Below are 22346 nucleotides of genomic sequence, written 5' to 3'. Positions count from 1 at the left end.
GGGAGGCGATACAGTGAGGTGTGGCCGGGTGCCGATGGCCGCGGGTCTCGCGTTCGGACTGATGCTGACTCCGATGGGAGCGGCCCTCGCTGATCCCAAACCCACGATCGCCCAGGCGAAGGCCAAGCTGGAGAAGCTCAACGACAGGGCGGACAAGGTCGTCGACCGCTACAACACCGCCACCGAGCGCTACAAGAAGGCCAAGAGCACCTACACCAAGCTCGACACGAGCTACAAGCGCAAGCTGGCCACCGTCGCCGACCTCCGCACTCAGGTGGTCGGCATGGCCGTCGACAGTTACAAGCTGGGCGAGGACCTCACGTCCTGGCCTGGAATCTTCGGCTCCAACGACCCGCAGGGCAGGTTGGCCGGCCTCGCCGTGGCCGGGCAGCTCGCCCAGGAACGGCTGCAGAAGCTGGCGGCCTTCGACCGGGAGAACCGGGGCCTGAAGATCGAGCGTGACAAGGCGCAGAAGGCGCTCAAGGAGGCCGACAAGGAGCGCGACGCCGTCCAGAAGGAGCGCGCGGAGGTGCTCAAGCTCATCGCGCAGCAGAAGAAGCTGCTCGACAGGCTGGGCGCCTACAACCCGGGCAACCCGAACAGCACCGGGCTCAAGTACACCGGGCCTGCCTCGGGAAGCGCCGCGGCGGTGCTGCGGTTCGCGTACGCGCAGATCGGCAAGCCGTACGTGTTCGGCGGCACCGGTCCAGGCGGGTACGACTGCTCGGGGCTCACTCAGGCGGCGTGGGCGGCCGCGGGCGTGCGGCTACCGCGGACGACCTGGCAGCAGTGGGCGTGGGGCGCGAACCGGCGGGTGTCGCTCGACGACCTCCAGCCCGGTGACCTCATCTTCAGCGAGGGTTTGGGGCACGTCAGTATTTATGCGGGCAACGGGCAAATCGTCCACGCGCCGCAGACGGGTGACGTCGTCAAGGTGGTCAAGCTTTCCGCGTACGGCCGCCGCCTCGTCGGCGCGATCCGCCCGTAAGGCTGACGTGGCGGGGTGACCCGCCTGGTTGCACCCGTTTCTCAAGGGCCGGCCCGCTCGTACGAAGGTCTGCGACGTAGCGCGCAGCCTCTATGAGCGGGCCGGCCGCTTTTGTCAGCGCTCCTCCAAGGCCATCGCCCGCCCATTCGGCCGCTCCGCGGGGCGGGGAACCGGCTTCGGCCGGTCTGCGGGGTTCGGCCGGTCCGGTGGGGTGGTGAACCGGCTTCGGCCGGTCCGGTGGGGTGGTGAACCGGCTTCGGCCGATCCGGTGGGGTGCGATCCAGCCGAGTGGCAGGGGGATCTCGGGCTTGGTGACGAGGCCGGTCCGGCGGGGCGGGGAACCGGCCCGAAAGCCTGCCATCCGGCCGTTTTCGATCGGTCACCATGTGGAGCCGCTATTCCTTTTAGTCGCCGTTCTTCGATGTGTGAATCGCGTCGCTCTCCTTCTACTACGCCACTTCGTAGGGAGCGTGGTGGCGACGGACTTGATCAGTGGCCACGGGCGTGATCTTGCTGCTAGGGCCTGTCGGAAATCGGGGAAATTCGGAAGTTACGTCTGTCACAACAACCGTTCGCCCAGGCCGGAGATCGCGCGGGAACGATGTTCACGTTTGTGACCAAGGTGACAGTTGTGGCGGATGGGACCTTACACAGCAGCGGGAAAAGAATTGTGAGTGAGGTCACATTTTGGTCACGGCGCCTGGGGTCCCAGCAGCGGTTCTGAGTCTGACAAATACCCCTATCTGATCTTTACAGCGTTACTCGGGCTTTGCCGATTCGTGACCGTTCGGCGTAACTTCTGGCGTCGCGGCGGACAAGCCATGTCGTCGCGAACCGATCATCGGTCCCTCCCGATGTGAGACAGCTACATATCCGCCGGTCGGCCCCGACATCCCCATCGCACTCATCGATCGGGGCGCGACCTGCCGAATCCGTGCAGACAGGAGGCACGGAGCCGGGGACCCAGCGATCCCACGTCCCCAAAGGATCAGGGGTGAATCGGCGCGCCATCGCGCCGTAGGGCGACTTCCACGCCCGAATCCGTCAGCTAACCCGGTAGGCGTTCGTGGAAGACCCAAGGAGAAATCCTGTCTGAATCCCTGCAGAACCCCCGCCTGTCCCGCCTTGCCCTGAGTGGTGTCGCACTCACGTTGACTGTGACAGCCGGAGGTATGGTCCTCCATGCCCCCGAGGCTCAGGCGGCGACGACCCGCGAAGCCAGTGCGGCGGCCGGAATGACGGTGAAGGCGGCCACCACCGCCCGCACCGCCATCTCGGCCAAGGCCCGCAAGAGGGCCGCCAGAGCCGCCCTGCAGAGGGCGAGGGCCAGCAAGGCCGTCGCCGTGGCCAAGAAGCAGATCGGTGACCCGTACCGTTACGGAGCCACCGGACCTGGTTCGTTCGACTGCTCCGGTCTCGTCCAGTACGCCTGGAGGAAGGCCGGCGTCAAGCTCCCGCGCGTGGCGAGCAGCCAGTTCGCCCGCGTCAGGAAGAAGGTCTCCTGGCGCAACCTGCAGCCTGGTGACCTGATGTTCTTCAACGGGCTCGGCCATGTGGGCATGTACGTCGGCAAAGGCAGAATGATCCATTCACCTCGGACGGGTGAACGGGTACGCATCGACAAGCTGAGCGGATGGCGTAAGGCGTCCTTCGTCGGCGCCGTCCGTCCCGGCGCGTGAAGAAGCCCCGTGCGGATCCTCCCCGATCCGGACGGGGCTCTCGCGTGTCAGGGGACCACCTACCATCGGGGCTGTGCCTGAGCAGGTGAGCCGACGTGCCCTGGCGGCCGGGCTGGTGCTCGCCGCCGCCTCGCTCGCGTCGGCCGCCGCCCCGCTGCCCGGCGCGCCGATCCTGCCCCAGCCGGTACGCGACCTGTGGCCGGGCCCGCACATCGTGCGCCGCGGCACATGGTCCACGGTCGTGGGCCACGACGCCACGGGGCTCGGCGAGCTGGCGCGCAGGGCCGACACGGCGAGCCGAAGGGTCTCGGCGGTGCTCGCCCGCCCCGTACGCCCCCTGATCGTCGTACCGGCCGATGCCCGCGAGGCCGCCGCGCTGGCCCGGGTGGGCGGCGTGGACGGGCTCGCAGCGGTCGCCGACGGCGAACGGGTGATCGTCGTGCCCGAGTCGTTCGCCAGGCTCAACCCCACGGGCAGGGACGTCGTCCTCGCCCACGAGCTCACCCATGTCGTCGCCGGCACCGGCGGCCTGCCCGTCTGGCTGTACGAGGGCTTCGCCGACTACGTCGCCTACCGCGACGCCGGGCTGCCCGTGACGACGGCCGCCGCCGAGCTGGCCGCCGAGGTACGGGCCGGCCGCCTCCCGACCGTTCTGCCCGGACCTGCGGCTTTCGCGGCGAACGGCGGTGACCCTGCCGCGCTCGCGCGGGCGTACCAGGAGGCCTGGCTGGCGTGTCGCTTCCTCGCTGACCGGTTCGGTGAGGGGACCCTGGTGGGGCTCTACCGTGCGGCCCGCGTACGCGGGACCGATCGGGCACTCGCCGCGCTCGGGCTCTCCGTCGCGACGCTGACCGCGCGGTGGCGCGCGTACGTGCGGGATCAGCTCGTGTGAAGGGGAGGCAGATGAGCGAACGACAAGACCCGGACGACCGGGAGACGGACCGCCAGGAGAAGACCCAGGGGGCGAAGGACGGCGCTCGCGCGGCGGAGGAGGCGCTGGCCACGGTGGGCGCCGCCCACCCGCCGGGCGCGCCCGCCGCGAGCGGCGCCCAGGACGCGGAGGCCGCGGGCAGCGGCACGCGGGCCCAGGACGCGGAGGCCGCAGGAAGCGGCGCACAGACGAACACGCCGGCCTCGGACGGAGGCGGCGGAAAGGAGCACGTTCAGGCCCTGGGCAGCGGGAAGGGTGCGGGCATGGACGAACGCGGAACCACCACCCCGGCCCTGCGCCGCCAGGCGGCCCTGGCGCTGGTGCTGCTCGGCATCGTGATCATCGCCGTGGCCGCGTTCACCACGCCCTGGGACGTGCTGACCGGAGGCCCGCCCGACCCGGCCCGCGACTTCACCGCCGCCCAGATCGCCAGGGGAGAGGCGTTCGACGCGGCGACCAGCCTGCCGAGCTACCTGTCGCTGGCGCTCACGCTCATCTTCGCCGGGGTGCTGGTGGCCACCCCGTTCGGCGCGAAGGTGCTGACCTGGCTGAGGGGCCCGTGGTGGCTGCGGGTGATCCTCGGCACGGTGGTGATCACGGCGATCGTCGAGGCGCTCAGGTGGCCCCTGGGCATGTGGTTCGAGACGATCCTGCGCGAGTACGGCCTGTCCACGCAGGACTGGGCGGGCTGGACGGCCGACCGGCTGAAGAGCCTGGGCGTGGAGACGGGCCTGCTCTGTCTCATGCTGCTGGTCCTGGTGGCGCTGGCCCGCAAGGTGCGGCGCTGGTGGATCCCGGCGGCGGCCGGGGCGTTCGCGTTCACGGTGGCGGCGTCGTTCGTCTACCCGGTGGTGTTCGAGCCGCTGTTCAACGACTTCACCTCGATGCCGCAGGGCACGCTGCGGACGAACCTGCTCGACATGGCCGCGCGCGACGGCGTGCCGGTGAAGGACGTGCTGGTGGCCGACGCCTCGCGCAGGACGACGGCGCTCAACGCGTACGTGTCGGGCTTCGGCGCCACCCGCAGGATCGTCGTCTACGACACGCTGCTGCAGGCCCCGCAGAAGGAGGTGGAGCTGGTCGTGGCGCACGAGCTGGGCCACGCCAAGTACGACGACGTGCTGCACGGCACGCTCATCGGCGCGCTCGGCTCGGCCTTCGGCGCGATCCTGCTGTACGTGATCTTCGACCCGCTGCGGCGGCGTACGAAGGTCATGTCGATCACCGATCCGAGGGCGGTCGGCGCGCTCATGGGGCTGATGACGATCGGCGGGTTCCTGCTGGGCCCGGCTCAGAACCTCATCAGCCGCCACATCGAGGCCAGGGCCGACGTGCACGCGCTGGATCTGACGCGGGATCCGGCCACGTTCATCGCCATGCAGAAGCGCCTGGCCACAACCAACATTTCCGACTTGACGCCGAATGCGGTGGAATATGTGCTCTATGCCTCCCATCCGTCAAGTCCCGAGCGCATCGCCATGGCCCGCGCGTGGGCGCGGCTGAACGGCGTACCCCTGCCGTGACACATCCCGTGCTCTTCGTCACGAACGACTTCCCGCCCCGCACGGGCGGGATCCAGTCGTTCGTGCACGGACTGGCGCTGCGCACGCCAGGCGTGACGGTCTACGCCCCCGCCTGGCCGGGCAGCGCCGAGTTCGACCGGCGCCAGCCGTACCGTGTGGTGCGGCACCCGACGCGCCTCATGCTGCCCACCCCGGCCGTCGCCCGCAGGGCGGCCGGGCTGGTCGCCGCGTGCGGCGCGCGGACCGTGGTGTTCGGGGCGGCGGCGCCGCTCGGCCTGCTCGCCCCGCGCCTGCGCCGGGCGGGCGCCGAGCGGATGGTGATGCTCACCCACGGCCACGAGGCGTCGTGGGCGAGCGCGCCCGGCTTCCGCTCGGTGCTGCGCAGGATCGGGGAGCACGCGGACGTGGTGACGTACCTGGGCGACTACACCCGCGCCAGGCTCGCCGCCGCCATCCCCCAGGACAAGCTGGTACGGCTCGCGCCCGGCGTGGACGTCGAGCAGTTCCGCCCCGCCCCGGCCGACCGGCCGGCCAAGGCCCGGCTGGGGCTCGCGGGCCGCCCGGTGGTGGTGTGCGTGTCGCGGCTGGTGCCGCGCAAGGGCCAGGACCGGCTCATCAGGGCCTGGCCGCGGGTGCTGCGCTCGGTGCCGGACGCGGTGCTGCTGCTGGTGGGCGGCGGCTCGTACCGGCGGACGCTGGAACGGCTGGCCGACGGGCACGAGTCGATCAGATTCGCGGGCACGGTCCCGGCGGCCGACCTGCCCGGCTACTACGCGGCTGCGGACGTCTTCGCGATGCCGTGCCGCACCCGCCTGCGCGGCGTGGACGTGGAGGGGCTCGGCATCGTGTTCCTGGAGGCGTCGGCGACCGGGCTGCCGGTCATCGCGGGCCGGTCGGGCGGCGCGCCCGATGCCGTACGTCCCGGCGAGACCGGCCTGGTCGTGAACGGCGAGGACCCCCGCGAGATCGCCGAGGCGGTGATCGAGCTGCTCACCGACCCCGACAAGGCGCGCAAGATGGGCGAGGCCGGCCGCGAGTGGATCGCCGCCGAGTGGTCGTGGGACCAGGTGGCCGCCCGCTTCCGCGCCCTGCTCTGACGAGCGTCACCCCTTCGTCGACCCCAGCGTCAGACCGGCCACGAACTGCTTGTGCAGGAGCTGGAAGACGATCAGCGTCGGCAGCGCCACCAGCATCGCCCCGGCGGCCAGCAGGTTGTAGTCGGTGAAGAACTGGCCGCGCAGGTTGTTCAGCGCCGAGGTGACCGGCAGCTTGTCGCCCGACGACATCAGCACCAGCGCCCACAGGAAGTCGTTGTACATCCAGGTGAACTGCAGCGTGCCCAGCGCCGCCAGCGCCGGACGGCACAGCGGCAGCGTCAGCGTCCAGTACCGCCGCCACACCCCCGCGCCGTCCACCAGTGCCGCCTCGGAGATCTCCTCCGGGATCGTGCGCATGAAGTTCGCCAGCACGAACACGCAGAAGCCGAACTGGAACGCCACGTGGATGAGGATCAGCCCCAGGTAGGAGTCGTACAGCGACTGCGAGTCCGACAGCCACGCGGGCAGGGGCACCATCGTGTAGAGCGTGTAGAGCGGCGTGATGAGCACCTGCGGCGGCAGCAGATTCCCCGCGGTGAACACGATCAGCAGCGTCTTGCGCCCCGGGATGCGCAGCCGGGCGATCGCGAACGCCGTGAACGAGGCCAGCAGCAGCGTCACCAGCACGCCCGGTACCACCACGTACAGCGTGTTGAGGTAGTAGCGGGGCAGCTCGGCCTGCGTCCACGCCTGAGCGTAGTAGCCGAGCGTCAGGTTCTCCGGCAGCGAGAAGTAGCCCAGGCGGGCGGTCTCCTCGTACGGGCGCAGCGAGGCGTACACGGCGAGCGCCAGCGGCAGCAGCCACCCCAGCGCCACCAGCACCAGGAACGCGTGCAGCAGCACCCGCAGCGGCCGGACCGGGCGGCGCGCCGGCGGCGTGACCGCCTGCGACGGGGGAGCGGACGCGGGGGCGGTGACCGTCATCGCTCCTCCTTGAACAGCTGCGACAGGTACGTGGCGATGAACCCCAGCGAGATCACCAGCAGGATCACCGCGATCGCCGAGCCGAACCCGATCCTGCTCGCCTCGCCCACGATGTTCTCCGTGACCAGCACCGACAGCAGCTCAAGGCCGTTCCTGCCCTTGTTGATCGCGTAGACGATGTCGAACGCCCGCAGCGCCTCGATCACCGTGATCACCAGCACGATCACGTTGACCGGCCGCAGTGTGGGGAGGATCACGCGGAAGAACGCCTGCCGCTCGTTCGCGCCGTCGATGGCCGCGGCCTCCTTCAGCGCCGGATCGACCGCCTTGAGCCCGGCCAGGTAGATGATCATGACGTATCCGACGTGCCGCCAGGCCGCCGCCACCATGACCACCCAGATGTTGATCGACCGGTCGCCCAGCCAGTCCACGCTCAGCCCGGTCACCGCGTTCAGCACGCCGTAGTCGGAGGAGTAGACGAGCTGGGCGATGAAGCCCACCACCGCGAGCGACAGCACCACCGGCATGTAGAGCGCGCTCTGGTAGAACCGCGACAGCCGCAGCCGCCGGTCCAGCAGCACCGCGCAGAACAATCCGAACGGCGTCGCCACCAGCCCGAGGAAGGCCAGCCACAGCACGTTGTTGCGGACCGCCGACCAGAACGGCGGATACTCCGCCGCCAGGTCGTGGTAGTTCCGCCCGCCCACCCACTCGATGGGCCCGATGCCGCTCCAGCTCGTGCCGGACAGCCCGATGGAGGCCAGCGTGGGCCCCCAGATGAGGCCCACGTTGACGGTGATGGCCACCCCCAGCCCGATGACCAGCACGGTCACGTCGCGGGCGGAGTAGCGACGGGTCTTGACGGCCATCAGCGGAAGATGTTCGCCTTCTGCTGCTCGATGCCGGCCAGCAGGGAGTCGATCTCGTTGGGTTTGTCGATGAACGTCTGCAACGACGGGATCATCACGGTCGAGGCGAAGTCGGGCCGGGTGTCACGGTCGAGGAACTGCGCGATGTGCTTGGCCTTCGACACCAGCTCCGCGCCGCGCTTCTGCAGCGGGCTGTAGCCGGAGGTGTCGGCCTTGGAGCTGGCGGCCAGCGTGCCCGGGTCCATCTTCGTGGCGATGTTCTGCGAGGACGCCTGCGCGAAGTGCTTGAGCAGGGCCTTGGCGCCCTCCACGTTCTTCGCCTTGGCGGAGATCATGTAGCCGTCGATGGGCGCGTCGATCGAGTCGGTGCCGTACGCCGGGTTGATCTCCGGGAACGTGAAGAAGTCCAGGTCGTCCCGGTCGGCCTCGGGGAACTGCTGGGCGACGAACATCCCGAGCAGGTACATCCCGGTCTTCTTCTGCGCCAGCGACTGACCGGCCTCCTGCCAGGTACGTCCCAGCGCGGCCGGCTGGTGGAACTCCATCAGCCCCCGCCACGTGTCGAACACCTGCTTCACCCGGGGGTCCGTCCACGACTCCTTGCCGCCCATGAGCGAGATGTGGAAGTCGTAGCCGTTGATCCGCATGTTGAGGATGTCGAACGTGCCCATCGCCGGCCAGCCGTCCTTGTCGGCGAACGCGATCGGGATCAGGCCGTCGGACTTCATCTTCCTGCACAGCGCGGTGAGCTCGTCCAGCGTCGCGGGCGGCTCGTAACCGCGCTCCTCCCACACGCTCTTGCGGTAGAAGACGGCCCACGGATAGTACGTGAACGGGACGAAGTACTGCTTGCCGTCCACGCCCGTCGACTGATCCTTGAACGCCTGCGTGTAGTCCGCGCCGATCTCCTGCCACACGTCCGAGATGTCCACCGCGAGGCCCTGCTGGGCGAAGAACTGCATCCGGTACCCCGCGAACCAGGTGAACACGTCCTCCGGGGTGCCGCGCAGGTAGCGGTTGATGTTCTCCTGGAAGGTGTTGTGATCGACGGTGTTGATCCTGGTCGTGGCCTGGGTGAAGCCCTTGACCACGGCTTCCAGCGTCTTCTTGGGGATCTCGTCGGAGGCGTTCGAGCCGATCGTGACCGTGCCCAGATCGCCGCCTCCTCCTCCGGGCGATGGGGCGTCCGAGCCGCAGCCTGTCAGGACGGCGGGAACGCCGAAGGCGGCGGCTCCTAAGAGAAGATTGCGACGGGAGATCGGCGACGGTTGGTCCATGTGGGTGCCTCCTTGCCGGACCCTTCAGATTCCCCCGAGTTCGCTCACTTTCCTTCATCGAAAAGCCCACATTTCGGACTGTCAACGCACGGTTTCATGACAAATTCCGAAACGCTCAAACTCGCCGCGCCGAGGCAGGGGCGCGACGGCCGCTGCGATCACAGCACGCTCCGCCGCCGCGCACCAGGCCCCGCCCAGCCCTCGGCCGGGGTGCGGAATCCATGTGCGGGCTGAGCCCTGTCCAGTCTTCGGCCGGGTGTGGAACCCGCGTGCGGGCTGAGCCCTGTCCAGTCTTCGGCCGGGTGTGGAACCCGCGTGCGGGCTGAGCCCTGTCCAGTCTTCGGCCGGGTGTGGAACCCGCGTGCGGGCTGAGCCCCGTCCAGCCCTCGGCCGGCGTGACGGCTGCGTGCGCTTGGGGCGGTCGGTGGCCGCCCGGTGGCGGGACGGGCGGGTGTGTGGCGGCGATGTCGTGAATAATCCGCCTATGCTCTGGCGACCTGTGCCGGTGGTTCCGGCGGTAGTGGCGGTGCTTGTCAGCTTGGCCGGATGTACGCCGGCCGCACCCGGCTCCGCGGCGCCCGCAGCCACTCCGGGCCAGGGGAGATCCGACGGCTCAGTGGCCGACTGTACGAAGGCGGGGGCGCGGGACTTCGACGGTGACGGCCGGGACGATGTGGCCGTCGGCAACAGGGCGCTCACGGGCGGCCAGGTCTCCTTGCTGACGGCGGGCAGGCTCGTCCCGCTCGCCATCCCCGACGAGGCGGCCGACGCCATCGGAGCGTCGGTGACGCTGACCCGGGTGGACGCCGACGGCTGCGCCGACATCGTCGTCGGAGCCCCGTACACGAAGGTGGACGGCAAGGGCGGCGCGGGCGCGGTCTACGTCCTGTACGGCGGCGGCGCCCGCCCGTACCGCAAGATCGTCTCGCCCGAGCCGCAGCAGAACGCCAGGTTCGGCAGCTCGGTGGCCGCGTACGGCGGCACGATCGCGGTCGGAGCGCCCATGGAGAAGGAGCGCGACGGCGCCGGCGAGGCCGGGGCCGTGTACGTCTTCTCCGGCGCGGCCGCTCCTCGCCGCATCACCCAGGACACCGACGGCGTGCCGGGCAACAGCGAGAAGGGCGACAACTTCGGCGAGTCCCTGGCGCTCGGCCCGCTGCCGGACGGGCGGCTGCGGCTGATCGTGGGAGCGCCGCGTGAGCGCGCGGACGGCCCGGGGCGGCAGCGCCGGCTCAGGTCCGCACGGAGCACGGGCGCCGTCACCGTGATCGACGACGTACGTGCGGAGAAGCTTGCCGCGGTCAAGTACGACGGAGAATCGGAGGAGTGCGGGTATGGCGCGGCAGTGGCGCACCTGCCCGGCGGCCGATGGGCGGTCACCGCGCCGCGCTGCGGCATGGCGTACATCAACGACCGGACCGGCCCCATCAGGAAAACCGGGTGCCGGGCCTGCGCGGCGTCCAGCCATCCGATGTCGGCCCTGGCCGTCTCCCCGGACGGACGCCTGGCGGTGGCCTGGGGCGACTCGGCGACGGTGCTGTCTCCGGACGACGAGCGGGGCGCGGGCGACCAGGTCGTGCCCACCCTGCCCGGCGGTGACTGGCCGGTCGCCTTCTACGGCTCCGAACTGGTCTTCGGCCGCCCCAGGGACACTCCGCCGCAGTCGGTGACCGTCTACGACCCGGCGACGGGCAAGCACGAGGAGGTCGGCCCCGAGGGCGGCCCCGGCGACGTGGAGGGCATCGGCGAAGCCCTCGGCTGACCACTTCCGGCCGCCCGCCATCGACCATCCGGCCTGCTGCGAGATCCGCCGCCGCCCGCTACCTGCCGTGTTGCCGGCGGTGGCGTTCGGGCGGGCGGCTCTCTGCGCCCAGCCGGCCGTGGAAGGGCGATGCACCGGTACTGCGATCGCTCCGCGGAGCGGCCCCGGGCTCCCGGCTCGAGGCGCGTTGCCGGGCGACGGCCCGCTCACCGGGCGCCATCTACGACTGGGAGTCGTAGATGGCGTCGATCTCCTTGGCGAAGTCGCGCATCACCAGGTTCCGCTTGACCTTGAGTGTGGGCGTGAGGTGGCCGCTCTCCTCCGTGATGTCCGCGTCGAGGATGACGAACTTCTTGATCTGCTCGGCCTTCGACACCAGCGCGTTCGCCCGGTCCACCGCCGCCTGGATCTGCGCCAGCACCTCCGGGTCGGACTTCAGCGAGGAGACGGTGGCGCCGTCCGGCAGGGCCTCGGGGTCGAGGGTGATGAGGGCGGCGACGAACGGCCGCCCGTCGCCGATGACCATGGCCTGCGAGATCAGCGGGTGGGCGCGCAGCGCGTCCTCGAGCGGCCCGGGGGCGACGTTCTTGCCGGCGGCCGTCACCAGGATCTCCTTCATCCGCCCGGTGATGCGCAGGTAGCCGTCGTCGTCGAGCTCGCCCACGTCGCCGGTGTGGAACCAGCCGTCGGCGTCGATCACTTCGGCGGTGGCCTCCTCGTTCTTCCAGTAGCCGTGGAAGACGTTGCGGCCCTTGGCCAGGATCTCGCCGCTGTCGTCGATGCGTACGGTGACGCCGGGCAGCGGCTTGCCGACGGTGCCGATCTTGTTGGCGCCCGGCAGGTTGACCGAGACGGGCGCGGTGGTCTCGGTGAGCCCGTACCCCTCGAAGACCTCGATGCCGACGCCGCGGAAGAAGTGGCCGAGCCGGTCGCCGAGCGCGGAGCCGCCGCTGATCGCCGCGGAGAGCCGGCCGCCGGTGGCGGCGCGCAGCTTGCCGTACACCAGCTTGTCGAAGATCGCCCGCTGCAGCCGCAGCCCGAGCGGCGCGCCGCCCGAGCTCTCGGCCTTGCTCCAGGCCACCGCGACGTCGGCGGCGCGGGCGAAGATCTTGCCCTTGCCGCCGGTGATGGCCTTCTGCTCGGCGGCGTTGTAGACCTTCTCGAACACCCGGGGCACGCCCAGCAGAAACGTCGGCTGGAAGCTCTGCAGGTCGGGGGCGACGTTCTTCATGTTGGGCGTGTGGGCGATGATCGCGCCGGCCTCGACGAGCGCCACCTGGATGATGCGGGCGAAGATGTGCGCGAGCGGCAGGAACAGCAGCGCGGCCGGCTGCTTGCCCGCGAACAGCGGCTCCAGCGGCCCGCGCACCACGTTGCGCGCGGTGAACAGCAGGTTGTCGTGAGTGATCCGGCAGCCCTTGGGACGCCCGGTGGTGCCGGAGGTGTAGACGACGGTGGCCAGGTCGGCGGAGGTGACCTGCTCCCTGCGCGCGGTCACGTCGGCGTCGGTGACGCCGCCGGTCTCCAGCGTGGCGTCCACCCGCCACAGCGACTTCAGCTCGGGCGCGGCCTCCTTGACGGCCTGCTCGTGCGTGTCGAGCTCGACGAACGCGGCCTTGGCCGCGCTGTCGGCGAGGATCCACCTGATCTGCTCGACGGAGGAGGTCTCGTAGATCGGTACGGTGACCGCGCCGATCGTCCAGAGGGCGTAGTCGATGAGCGTCCACTCGTAGCGGGTGCGCGACATGAGCGCGACCCGGTCGCCGTGCTCGATGCCCGCCGCGATGAGGCCCTTGGCCAGCTCGGCCACCTGATCGCGGAACTCGGCCGCGGTAACGGCGGGCCAGCCCGACTCGGTCTTGCGCCGCATGACCACGGCGCCCGGCTCCTGCTCGGCGCGCCGGAAGACGGTGTCGGGCAGGCCGGCGTCGACAGGCACATCGACCAGGACGGGGACGCTGTACTCGCGCACGAACTCAACTCCTCTTCGGGCTCCGCCTGGACGTTACCGTCTGAAGTTACGCGCCGGTAGCTTTGTCATTGAGGCGTTATGAAGGGTCTTTCACACACGCTAGCAAGCCGGAGCCGGTCCCGCGGTGATGCGCGAGCGGCGGGCGGCCGGTGCCCGCGCATAGGATCTTCCCCATGAGGGTCCACGTCGTCAGCGACGTCCACGGCAGGGCGGACGCGCTCGCCAGGGCGGGTGACGGGGCCGACGCGCTCATCTGCCTGGGCGACCTGATCCTGTTCATCGACTACGACGACCACGCCAAGGGCATCTTCGCCGACCTGTTCGGCGCCGAGAAGGCCGCGGAGTTCATCGCGCTGCGCACGGCCAAGCGGTTCGACGAGGCCAGGGCCATGTCGGCGCGGCTGTGGGCGACGCTCGACGGCGACCCGCGCGAGCACATCGAGCGCAACGTCCGCGCCCAGTACGCCGCGCTCTTCGAGGCCATGCCCACCCCCGCCTACCTCACGTACGGCAACGTCGATCTGCCGCGCCTGTGGTCCGACTACCTCAGGCCCGGCCACCAGGTGCTCGACGGGCAGGTGGCGGAGATCGGCGGGCTGCGGTTCGGGTTCGTCGGCGGCGGGCTGAAGACGCAGTACCGCACGCCGTACGAGATCAGCGACGAGGAGTACGCCGCCAAGGTCGAGGCGCTCGGCGAGGTGGACGTGCTGTGCTGCCACATCCCGCCCGCGCTGCCCGAGCTGCTCTACGACGTGGTGGCCCGGCGGTTCGAGCGGGGCAGCGAGGCCACGCTGGAGGCGATCAGGCGGACGCAGCCGCGCTACGCGCTCTTCGGCCACGTGCACAATCCTCTTCACGCGCGCGCCCGCGTGGGCCGCACCGAGTGCGTGAACGTCGGCCACTTCCGCAGCCGGGGCGTCCCGTACGTCCTGGAATGGTGATCTGCGGCCTTACGCCGTCACCGGTGGTTTGTGCACTAACGTGGTCGCCATGGCTGATCGGACCACTTCGAGCACCACGATCGGCGCGACGCGCGCCGACATCATGGCGGTCATCGCCGACTTCCCCAGCTACCCCCAATGGGCCGGCCAGGTCAAGAGCGCCGAGGTCCTGACCAGCGACGACGACGGCCGCCCGAGCACGGTGCGCTTCACGCTCGACGCCGGGCCGATCAGCGACACCTACACCCTCGGCTACACCTGGCAGGGCGACGACGCCGTGAGCTGGCAGGTGGTCGAGCCCGGGAAGATGGTCTCCGACCTGCGCGGAAGTTACCGGCTCTCCGAGTCGGGCAGTGGCACCGACGTGACGTACGAGCTGACGGTCGACCTCAGCGTTCCCATGATCGGGCTCATCAAGCGCAAGGCCGAGAAGGTCATCGTGGACACCGCGCTGAAGGGCCTGAAGAAGCGCGTCGAAGGCCGCTGAGGTGCATCCGCGGGTTCTGCTCTTCACCGGCAAGGGCGGCGTCGGCAAGACCACGGCGGCGGCCGCGACCGCCACGCTGGCGGCCAGGCGCGGGCTGAAGACGCTGATCGTCTCCACCGACACGGCGCACTCGCTGGGCGACGCGCTCGCGGCCGAGCCCGGCGAGATCGCGCCCGGCCTGCACCTGCACCAGGTGGACACGCAGAAGTCGATGGAACGCCACTGGGGCGAGCTGCGCGATTACGCCAGGAACGTGCTGGCCGAGCTGGGCCTCGACGAGATCACCTCCGAAGAGATCACCGTCCTGCCGGGCGCCGAGGAGCTGATCGCGCTGCTGGAGCTGCGCAGGCACGCCCGCGACGGCTGCTGGGACGTCATCGTGGTCGACTGCGCGCCGACGGCCGAGACGCTGCGGCTGCTCGCGCTGCCCGAGGCGCTCGACTGGCACGTCAACCGCCTCATGCCGGTCGGGCGCAGGCTGATGCGGCTGGCCGCGCCGTTCGTGCGCGGCGTGGCCAGGGTCAGCGCGCCGGACGACGAGGTGATGAGCGCGGGCGAGCGTTTCCACCGCGGCCTGATGGAGGTGCGCGAGCTGCTCACCGGCGACCACGCCTCCGTGCGGCTCGTGTTCACCCCCGAGTCGGTGGTGCTGGCCGAGGCCAGGCGCACGCTGACCTCGCTCAGCCTGTACGGCTACCGCGTCGACGCCGCCATCGCCAACCGGGTCTTCCCCAGGGAGGACGCCGACGAGTGGCGCACCGGCTGGGTGGCCGCGCAGTCGCGGCTGCTGGCCGAGGCCGAGCAGTCGTTCGCGCCGCTGCCCATCCACGTCGTGCCCTACCTGCCCGCCGAGCCCGTCGGCGAGGACGCGCTCGCCGCGGTGGGCGCCGCGATGTACGGCGCGTCCGACCCCTTCGCCCCCCACTCCGTACGCCCGCCGCTGCGGATGAGCGCCGACGAGCTGGAGCTCGCGCTGCCCGGCGCCGGCCGGGGCGACGTCGACCTGGCCCGCAAGGGCGACGAGCTGATCGTCACCGCGGGACCGTACCGCAGGATCCTGGCGCTGCCGGCGGCGCTGGCCCGCAGGCAGATCAGCGGGGCGACGCTGCGCGACGGTGTGCTTCGCGTCACGTGGTCCGCCGAGGGAGCGAATCCGCGACCTGATGAGTTGAATGGATGAGCGACCCCACGAGCTTGGAGGACCAGGATGACCGAGAGCAGCGACAGGAACGGCAGAGACCCTTATCGGGACACCGGCCGCGACTCCGCCGGTGACACCGGCAGGGACACCCGGGGCGGCGCAGAGCGGGACCCCATCGGTACGGTTGCCGACGAGGCGCGCAAGCTGTTCGAGTCGCTTCAGGAGCGGGCCACCCGCCAGGTCGGCAAGAGCGTCTTCGACTCTTTCGCCGGCACGCTGAGCGGCGCGGTCGGCGGCCGGTCCCGCAGGGAGCGCGACGTGTGGGAGGAGGCCGTCTCCGAGCCCCACGACGAGTACATCTGCCGGGCCTGCCCGGTGTGCCGGGCGATCGCGGCGCAGCGCGAGTCGGGCAACGACGTGGCCGGCCACCTGGTGGCCGCGGGCGGTGAGCTGTTCGCCGCCTTCCGCGGCGCGCTCGACGCGCTGAGCAGGCCTGCCCTCGCGGGCCACGTGACCGGCGCGATGAGCCTCGCGACGATCGCGGTCATCGCGACAACGTTCAACATATAGATCTGGGATAGGGAGACACGCGGCAATGCTCACGATCGGTGTCGACATCGGCGGGACGAAGGTGGCCGCCGGTGTGGTCGACGACAACGGCGAGATCGTCGAACACACGCTCAGGCCCACCGCCGCCGACCGCCCCGACAAGGTGGCGGAGACGGTGGCCGACGTCGTTCGCGAGCTGTCCGAGGGCCGCGACATCGAGGCGGTGGGAGTCGGCGCGGCCGGATTCGTCGACGAGAGCCGGTCCGTCATCCGCTTCGCGCCCAACCTGGCCTGGCGCGAGGAGCCGCTGCAGAAGAAGATCAGCGGGCTGGTCGGCCTGCCGGTCGTGGTCGAGAACGACGCCAACGCGATGGCCTGGGGCGAGACCAGGTTCGGCGCGGGCAGGGGCCAGTCCCACGTGGTCTGCATCACGCTCGGCACCGGCATCGGCGGCGGCCTCGTCTTCGACGGCAAGCTCTACCGGGGCCGCTGGGGCATGGGCGCCGAGCTGGGCCACATGCAGGTGCAGCCGGGCGGGCGCGAGTGCGGCTGCGGCAACATCGGCTGCTGGGAGCAGTACGCCAGCGGCAACGCCCTGGTCAAGGAGGCCAAGAAGCTGGCCGAGGAGCACCCCGAGCGGGCCGCCACGCTGCTCGGCCTGGCCGGGGGCAAGATCGAGGGCGAGGAGGTCACCGAGGCCGCCAGGCACGGCGACGAGGTCTCGCTGGAGGCGTTCCGCAGCCTGGCCGACTGGCTCGGGCAGGGCATGGCCGACCTCGCCGCCATCCTCGACCCCGGCTGCTTCATCGTCGGCGGCGGCGTGTCCAGGGCCGCCGACCTGTTCATGGACCGGGCCAGGGAGGCGTTCGCCGAGCGGCTCACCGGGCGCGGACACCGGCCGCTCGCCGAGATCCGGCTCGCCGAGCTGGGCGCGTCGGCGGGCGTGGTGGGCGCGGCCGACCTGGCCAGGCGGCGCTGAGGTCCCCGGCCGTCCCGTGACGGTCCCGATCCGGGTCGCGACGTACAACCTGCACGGGCTGCGCGACGACGTGGCCGCGCTGACCAGAGTCATCGCCGCGCTGCGCGCCGACGTGCTGTGCGTGCAGGAGGCGCTGAGGTTCGGCCGCTGGCGGGCCAGGAGGGCCGCGCTCGCGGCCTCGGCCGGGCTCACCGTCGCCACCCACGGCAGGGTGGGCGGCGTCGCCGTGCTCACCGGGCCGCGCGTGCGCGTGCTGCACGCCGAGCACCACGCGCTGCGCGCCTTCCGCGGGCTGGAACGGCGCGCGCTGGCCGTGGCCGTCGTGGAGCCCGTGCGGGGCGACGGCGGCGGGGCGCGGCTGGCCGTGGGCTCGTTCCACCTCGACCTCGACCAGACGGCGAGGACGTGCCACGTCGCCGAGATCACCGCGCTCATGGAGGACGTCGCCGCCCGCCACGGCGCCTCCATCGTGCTCGGCGGCGACCTCAACGAGCAGGACCACCAGCCTGCCTGGCGGCACCTGGCCGCCCGGCTGGCCGACTGCCACGCCGAGGCCCCTGCGGGCGGCGGGCCCACCTTCCCCGCGCGGGGCCCGCACCTGCGGATCGACGCGGTGTTCGCCGCGCGCGACACTCCGGTCGTCTCGTGCGCCGTGCCCGCGACCGGCCCCGACGCGGTGCGGGCCAGTGACCATGTCCCGGTCGTGGCGGAGTTGAGAGTTGGGCACTAACGGGCAAGACCGGCGCGCAAGCCCGTAGCATTTCCTACATGACCCGTCGCTCTCAGCGGCGTGCGCTCTCTCTGATCTTGGCGACGTCCGTGGCCTTGACGCAGGTCACGCCCGCCGCGCATGCCGATCCCCGGCCCGCCGCCGAAGCGTGGCAGCAGTCGACCAGCGTGCGCCTCCAGGCCGACGGCTCGCTGTCCGACGTGCTCGCGATCACGCCCGACGACGTGTGGGCGGTCGGCCAGCAGGAGATCTGGGACGTCTGGAAGAACCGCGGCACCATCCGCCACTGGAACGGCAGCAGGTGGTCCGAGATCGGCATCCGCGACGCCACGGCCGCGGGCAACCTGCGCAGCCTGGCCGCCGCGTCGGCATCCGACGTGTGGGCGGTCGGCGACGGGCACGACGGGCTGCCGTACCTCGCCCACGGCGACACCAACGGGTTCGACAGGGTCAGGCCGCCGGGGCTGCGCGCCGGCGACTGGCTGGGCGGCATCGACGCCAAGCCGGGGCGGGTCGTCGCGGTCGGCAGCCGCGAGAAGAACGGGCTCATCATCACCGGCCAGGGCAGCACCTGGACCGTGCAGCAGACCAAGGAGAAGGGCGCGCTCTACGCGGTCTCCAGCGGCTTCGCGGTCGGCGACACCGGCACCAGGCCGCTGATCGTCCACTACACGGGCGGCTCGTGGAAGTCCATGACGCTGCCCTCCATCCCCGGCGGCTACCTGCGCGACATCCAGGTCGACAGCCCCAAGCGGGCGGTGGCCGTGGGCGGCATCTACCGCGGCCCCGGCGACATCTCGCCGCTCGCCCTCATCTGGAACGGCAAGCGCTGGAGCCGCCTGCGGCTGCCCGGCTCGTCCGAGGCCCGGCTCTACGGCGTCACCGGCGACGGCAAGGGCCGCTACTGGATGACCGGCTACGACCCCGAGCACGCCAACGTGCCGTTCATGCTGCGCTGCGAGAAGGGCTCCTGCACGATCATCAGGGGCGCCGCGCAGAAGGACAGGGACAGCGTGCGCCTGCAGGCCGTCACCTACGTCGCGGACAAGGGCACGGTCTGGGCGGTCGGCCACGCGGTCGACCCGGACGACCAGTACACCGACGTGGTGGAGTCGTTCGTGCCCAAGACGAGCACGCAGAAGTCCTGACCCGCGCCCGCGAAACGCTGGCACCCCCAGTGGGTCGGCGCCGCCTGGAAGCGGCGCCGTCGTCCCGGCCGGGCCGGCTTCAGAGGCGGGCGCCGTCGTCCCAGCCCGAGTCGTTGGGCGGCCCGTCGCCCATGCGCACCACCAGCGCCACGAAGCCGCCGATGAACGCCGCCACCGCCGTGAACAGCGCCCACCCCTCCATGTGCCAGCTCGCCATGGCCGCCACCAGGAGGTAGGCGGGCCCGCCGAACAGCGCCACCCACGCCAGCTTGGTCGGCAGGTCGAGCTTGGGCAGCGGAGGCGGCGGCGGGGGCACGTAGTGGCCCTCGTCCTCCTCGTCACGGTCGGCCGCGTCGTCGGCGGCGTCGAGACCGCCGTCGATGCCGTCGGGAAGCGTGGCGCCGTTGACGCCGTGCTCGGTCTCGGACGGCTTGACCACCCGGCGGGTCGGCTCGGCGGGGAGGTTTTCGCTGTCCGGCCATGGCTGGTCGGCCGAGTCACGCTCGGCTGTGTCGTTGAAGGACGCGACGATCTGCCGCCAGACCTCGTCCTCGTCACTCTGGGGCGTCACCTAGATGGGCCTCTCCGCAGCGATCGCGACTTCCCCCTGGGTGCGATCAGTCCCTCTGCAAGGGTACCGAGGCATGTGTCCGGATGAAGTCGAGGCTACCGGCAAAGATCCTGTCGGCATCGTTGTCCAGCGTCGCAACATGGTAGCTATCGGTAAGCTCCTCGATCGTGGCCTGCGGGACCTTCGCGCGGATGATCGCGACACTCGTCGGCTTCACCACATGGTCCTCCGTGCTGTGGAAGACCAGCAGCGGCTGCGTCACCTTCGCCAGGTCGGCCTGCACCAGCGACCACAGGCTCGGCAGCGAGGCCGCGGCCTTGACCGGGGTGCGGGTGTAGGCCAGCTCCGTCACGCCGGGCTTCTTGACGTCGTTCGCGACGCCGGGCACCGACGGGACGAACCACTTGAGCAGCGGAGCCAGCCTCAGCAGCGGCACGTCGAGCGCGATCGAGGGGTTGACCACCATCACGCCCCTGATCGCCGGGCCGTGCACCTCGGCGAGCCGCAGCGCCAGGCAGCCGCCCAGCGACAGCCCCGCCACGAACACCTCCGTGCAGCGACCCTGGAGATCGGCGAACGCCTTCTCCACCTCGGCGTACCAGTCCTCCCAGCGAGTGCGGTTCATCTCCTGCCACGTGGTGCCGTGACCGGGCTGGCGGGGCAGCGACACGCTGATCCCGTGCCCGGCGAGGTACTCACCCCACGGCCGCAGCGACTGCGGCGTTCCGGTGAACCCATGGCACAACAGCACGCCCACCGGACCTGCATCATGGTGGTAGGGTTCCGCGCCTGGCATGAGCGGCATAACAGCTCCTCCGTGCTGTTTCATTCCGGCGATTTCTTCCGGAACGGCCCGATCGTCGCACGTTCTGGGGTAATTGTGCGAGAGGTGCGGTAGGAGCATGGCCCACGAGGTGGGAAGATGACTCTGCCGATCTCGACGACGTGAGCAGGAAGAGGTGCCAGGTGTTCTACTGGGTGGTCAAGGCCATTCTGGGGCCGTTCCTCCACCTCGTGTTCCGGCCCTGGACCGAGGGCGCGGAAAACGTGCCCAAGCACGGGCCCGCCATCCTCGCCGGAAACCACCTGTCCTTCGCCGACCACTTCTTCGGCCCGCTGCAGATCCGCCGCAAGGTCATCTCGCTCGGCAAGGCCGACTACTTCACCGGCACGGGCATCAAGGGCTTCTTCACCCGGATGTTCTTCAGCGGTGTCGGCACCGTGCCCATCGACCGCTCCGGCGGCAAGGCCAGTGAGGCGGCGCTGCGCACCGGCCTGCGCATCCTGCGCGAGGGTCAGATCCTCGGCATCTACCCCGAGGGCACCCGCTCGCCCGACGGCCGCCTCTACAAGGGCAAGACCGGCGTGGCCAGGCTCGCCCTGGAGTCGCGTGCGCCGGTCATCCCGTGGGCGATGATCAACACGCACGAGATGATGCCGCCGGGGCGCCTGTTCCCCAAGCTCGGCATCCGTCCTGGCGTGCGGTTCGGCAAGCCGCTCGACTTCTCCCGCTACTACGGCATGGAGGACGACCGGCTGGTGCTGCGCGCGGTGACCGACGAGATCATGTACGCGCTCATGGAGCTGTCGGGCCAGGAGTACGTCGACAAGTACGCCGCCAGCGCCCGCGTGGAGATGGAGCGCGCGGCCCGCGCGGCGGCGGCCGGCAAGAGCTGATCCCGGTCTCCCGCCTCCCGGCGGGTCGGGTTTCACGAGCGTTCCGCGAGCGCGCCCGCGAGGGGGCGGCCGGGATGATCAGGCGGAGGAGCGTAACGCCTGCTCCGCCTTGCGCATGGCGTCCGTCATCGCCTGCAGCTCCTCGCGGCTGAGCCGGTCGATGAGGTACGCCCGTACGACCTCGAGATGGCCGGGCGCCACCCGCTCCAGGCACCGCATGCCCTCGTCAGTGAGCACGGCGAGCACGCCCCGGTCGTCCGACGGGCACGTCTCGCGCGCCACCAGCCCCGCCTTCTCGAGCTGGGTCACCTGGTACGTCAGCGCGCTCTTCGACGCCACCACCACTCTGGCCAGCTCGGTCATGCGCATCCTGCGCCCGGGGGCCTCCGAGAGCCGCACCAGGATCTCGTACTGCGGGTGGGTGAGCCCTGCAGCGGACTTGAGCTGCTCTTCGATGCGGCGCTCAAGCAGGTGGAAGGTGGAGAGGAAGGCGCGCCATGCGGCCATCTCCGTCGAGTCCAGCCATCGGGGGTCCGTCACCGATTCAGTGTACTGTCGTTCGAATTTGAACTATCACTGCTAGAGTGGTCGTTCAAATCTGAACATCACACGAGGAGCACGCATGGTGGATCAGGCGCGTCCCGTCGTTCTGCTTGTCGCCAGGGTCGCCGTCGGGGTGATCTTCCTGGTGCACGGCTACCAGAAGTTCGCGACCATGGGCATCGCGGGCACGACCGAGTTCTTCGAGTCGGTGGGCATCCCGCTGGCCGGCGTCGCCGCGCCCGCGGTGGCCGCGCTGGAGGTGCTCGGCGGGCTGGCGCTGATCCTCGGCGCCGCGCTGCCCATCGCGGGGATACTGCTGGCTCTCGACATGGTGGGCGCCATCGTCTTCGTGCACGGCGCCAACGGGCTGGCCGGCGAGGGGGGATACGAGTTCGTGCTGGCGCTGGCCGCGGCGAGCCTGGCGGTCGGTTTCACCGGCGGGGGAGCGTTCGCGCTCGACAACGTCCTGCTGCGCCGCCGCAGCGCTCCCGCCATCGCCTAGCCGCCGCTTACGCGACCGGGCGGCCGCCGCAGCGCATCCGCCATCGCGCAGCCGCC

The 22346-nt window shown here is 70.8% G+C and carries 22 protein-coding genes and 1 riboswitch; of the genes, 15 read left to right on the top strand and 7 right to left on the bottom strand.

Annotated features, from left to right (window positions below; all coding sequences use genetic code 11):
• Nucleotides 1-73: 73 nt before the first annotated feature.
• The 5 genes from WBK31_RS22770 (at nt 74) to WBK31_RS22750 (ending at nt 6218) form a co-directional block, all read left to right on the top strand.
• Entirely contained in the window at nt 74-988 is a 915-nt protein-coding gene (locus tag WBK31_RS22770; protein ID WP_364055194.1) for an NlpC/P60 family protein, read from the top strand.
• A gap of 914 nt (nt 989-1902) precedes the next feature.
• Nucleotides 1903-2066: riboswitch (cyclic di-AMP (ydaO/yuaA leader) on the top strand.
• Nucleotides 2067-2223: 157 nt separating this feature from the next.
• Nucleotides 2224-2667: a C40 family peptidase gene (locus WBK31_RS22765; protein WP_364055191.1), complete on the top strand. Its 444-nt coding sequence runs from the start codon at nt 2224-2226 to the stop codon at nt 2665-2667.
• A gap of 73 nt (nt 2668-2740) precedes the next feature.
• The gene (locus tag WBK31_RS22760) at nt 2741-3559 is read left to right on the top strand and encodes a hypothetical protein (protein ID WP_406673095.1); all 819 of its coding nucleotides are present in this window, start codon (nt 2741-2743) and stop codon (nt 3557-3559) included.
• A gap of 11 nt (nt 3560-3570) precedes the next feature.
• On the top strand, nt 3571-5121 hold the full coding sequence (locus WBK31_RS22755; RefSeq protein WP_406673094.1) for a M48 family metallopeptidase: 1551 nt from the start codon (nt 3571-3573) through the stop codon (nt 5119-5121).
• 8 nt (nt 5122-5129) lie between these two features.
• Nucleotides 5130-6218 (top strand): glycosyltransferase family 4 protein, encoded by a 1089-nt coding sequence (locus WBK31_RS22750; protein WP_364055182.1) that lies wholly within the window; start codon nt 5130-5132, stop codon nt 6216-6218.
• A gap of 6 nt (nt 6219-6224) precedes the next feature.
• Here WBK31_RS22750 and WBK31_RS22745 read toward each other — a convergent pair whose 3' ends face one another.
• The 3 genes from WBK31_RS22745 to WBK31_RS22735 are packed head-to-tail and all read right to left on the bottom strand — an operon-like array spanning nt 6225 to nt 9288.
• On the bottom strand, nt 6225-7142 hold the full coding sequence (locus WBK31_RS22745; protein ID WP_364055179.1) for a carbohydrate ABC transporter permease: 918 nt from the start codon (nt 7140-7142) through the stop codon (nt 6225-6227).
• On the bottom strand, nt 7139-8011 hold the full coding sequence (locus tag WBK31_RS22740; protein WP_406673093.1) for a carbohydrate ABC transporter permease: 873 nt from the start codon (nt 8009-8011) through the stop codon (nt 7139-7141). The genes WBK31_RS22745 and WBK31_RS22740 overlap by 4 nt, the downstream gene beginning before the upstream one ends.
• Nucleotides 8011-9288, bottom strand: a complete 1278-nt coding sequence (locus WBK31_RS22735) for an ABC transporter substrate-binding protein (protein ID WP_378787676.1) — start codon at nt 9286-9288, stop codon at nt 8011-8013. The genes WBK31_RS22740 and WBK31_RS22735 overlap by 1 nt, the downstream gene beginning before the upstream one ends.
• A gap of 616 nt (nt 9289-9904) precedes the next feature.
• Here WBK31_RS22735 and WBK31_RS22730 point away from each other — a divergent pair.
• Nucleotides 9905-11050 carry a hypothetical protein gene (locus WBK31_RS22730; RefSeq protein WP_378787678.1) on the top strand — a complete coding sequence of 382 codons (1146 nt, stop codon included), beginning with the start codon at nt 9905-9907 and terminating at the stop codon, nt 11048-11050.
• 220 nt (nt 11051-11270) lie between these two features.
• On the opposite strand, the gene WBK31_RS22725 is transcribed toward WBK31_RS22730, so the two are convergent.
• Nucleotides 11271-13022: an AMP-dependent synthetase/ligase gene (locus WBK31_RS22725; RefSeq protein ID WP_364055167.1), complete on the bottom strand. Its 1752-nt coding sequence runs from the start codon at nt 13020-13022 to the stop codon at nt 11271-11273.
• 173 nt (nt 13023-13195) lie between these two features.
• Between WBK31_RS22725 and WBK31_RS22720 the strand changes: the two genes are divergently transcribed.
• Genes WBK31_RS22720 through WBK31_RS22690 form a run of 7 tightly spaced genes read left to right on the top strand, consistent with a single transcriptional unit; the run spans nt 13196 to nt 18997 of the window.
• Complete coding sequence (locus WBK31_RS22720; RefSeq protein WP_406673092.1) at nt 13196-13963, top strand: metallophosphoesterase; 768 nt, start codon at nt 13196-13198, stop codon at nt 13961-13963.
• Nucleotides 13964-14012: 49 nt separating this feature from the next.
• On the top strand, nt 14013-14450 hold the full coding sequence (locus tag WBK31_RS22715; protein WP_364055161.1) for an SRPBCC family protein: 438 nt from the start codon (nt 14013-14015) through the stop codon (nt 14448-14450).
• Nucleotide 14451: 1 nt separating this feature from the next.
• Nucleotides 14452-15630 carry an ArsA family ATPase gene (locus tag WBK31_RS22710; protein WP_406673091.1) on the top strand — a complete coding sequence of 393 codons (1179 nt, stop codon included), beginning with the start codon at nt 14452-14454 and terminating at the stop codon, nt 15628-15630.
• A 27-nt stretch (nt 15631-15657) separates the two neighbouring features.
• A complete protein-coding gene (locus WBK31_RS22705; RefSeq protein WP_406673090.1) occupies nt 15658-16161 on the top strand; it encodes a hypothetical protein in 504 nt (167 codons plus the stop codon).
• Nucleotides 16162-16186: 25 nt separating this feature from the next.
• On the top strand, nt 16187-17119 hold the full coding sequence (locus tag WBK31_RS22700; RefSeq protein ID WP_364055152.1) for an ROK family glucokinase: 933 nt from the start codon (nt 16187-16189) through the stop codon (nt 17117-17119).
• A 16-nt stretch (nt 17120-17135) separates the two neighbouring features.
• Nucleotides 17136-17849 (top strand): endonuclease/exonuclease/phosphatase family protein, encoded by a 714-nt coding sequence (locus WBK31_RS22695; RefSeq protein ID WP_364055149.1) that lies wholly within the window; start codon nt 17136-17138, stop codon nt 17847-17849.
• 38 nt (nt 17850-17887) lie between these two features.
• The gene (locus WBK31_RS22690) at nt 17888-18997 is read left to right on the top strand and encodes a hypothetical protein (protein WP_364055146.1); all 1110 of its coding nucleotides are present in this window, start codon (nt 17888-17890) and stop codon (nt 18995-18997) included.
• A 79-nt stretch (nt 18998-19076) separates the two neighbouring features.
• On the opposite strand, the gene WBK31_RS22685 is transcribed toward WBK31_RS22690, so the two are convergent.
• Together WBK31_RS22685 and WBK31_RS22680 are read right to left on the bottom strand one after the other, a co-directional pair.
• Entirely contained in the window at nt 19077-19568 is a 492-nt protein-coding gene (locus WBK31_RS22685; RefSeq protein WP_364055143.1) for a hypothetical protein, read from the bottom strand.
• 46 nt (nt 19569-19614) lie between these two features.
• Nucleotides 19615-20373 carry an alpha/beta fold hydrolase gene (locus tag WBK31_RS22680; protein ID WP_364055140.1) on the bottom strand — a complete coding sequence of 253 codons (759 nt, stop codon included), beginning with the start codon at nt 20371-20373 and terminating at the stop codon, nt 19615-19617.
• A 161-nt stretch (nt 20374-20534) separates the two neighbouring features.
• Here WBK31_RS22680 and WBK31_RS22675 point away from each other — a divergent pair, with 161 nt between their 5' ends.
• Entirely contained in the window at nt 20535-21245 is a 711-nt protein-coding gene (locus tag WBK31_RS22675) for a lysophospholipid acyltransferase family protein (RefSeq protein WP_364057521.1), read from the top strand.
• Between the two features lie 78 nt (nt 21246-21323).
• Here the strand turns inward: WBK31_RS22675 and WBK31_RS22670 are convergent, their stop codons facing one another.
• Nucleotides 21324-21785, bottom strand: coding sequence for a MarR family transcriptional regulator (locus WBK31_RS22670; RefSeq protein WP_364055137.1), 462 nt, complete (start codon nt 21783-21785; stop codon nt 21324-21326).
• An 82-nt stretch (nt 21786-21867) separates the two neighbouring features.
• Here WBK31_RS22670 and WBK31_RS22665 point away from each other — a divergent pair, with 82 nt between their 5' ends.
• Complete coding sequence (locus WBK31_RS22665) at nt 21868-22290, top strand: DoxX family protein (RefSeq protein ID WP_364055134.1); 423 nt, start codon at nt 21868-21870, stop codon at nt 22288-22290.
• The last annotated feature ends 56 nt before the right edge of the window (nt 22291-22346 follow it).

The organism is Nonomuraea sp. N2-4H (genome assembly GCF_045291505.1).
Lineage (GTDB): Bacteria > Actinomycetota > Actinomycetes > Streptosporangiales > Streptosporangiaceae > Nonomuraea > Nonomuraea fastidiosa.
The sequence above is the reverse complement of the archived record's forward strand: the minus strand, read 5'-3'. Positions and strand labels throughout refer to the sequence as shown.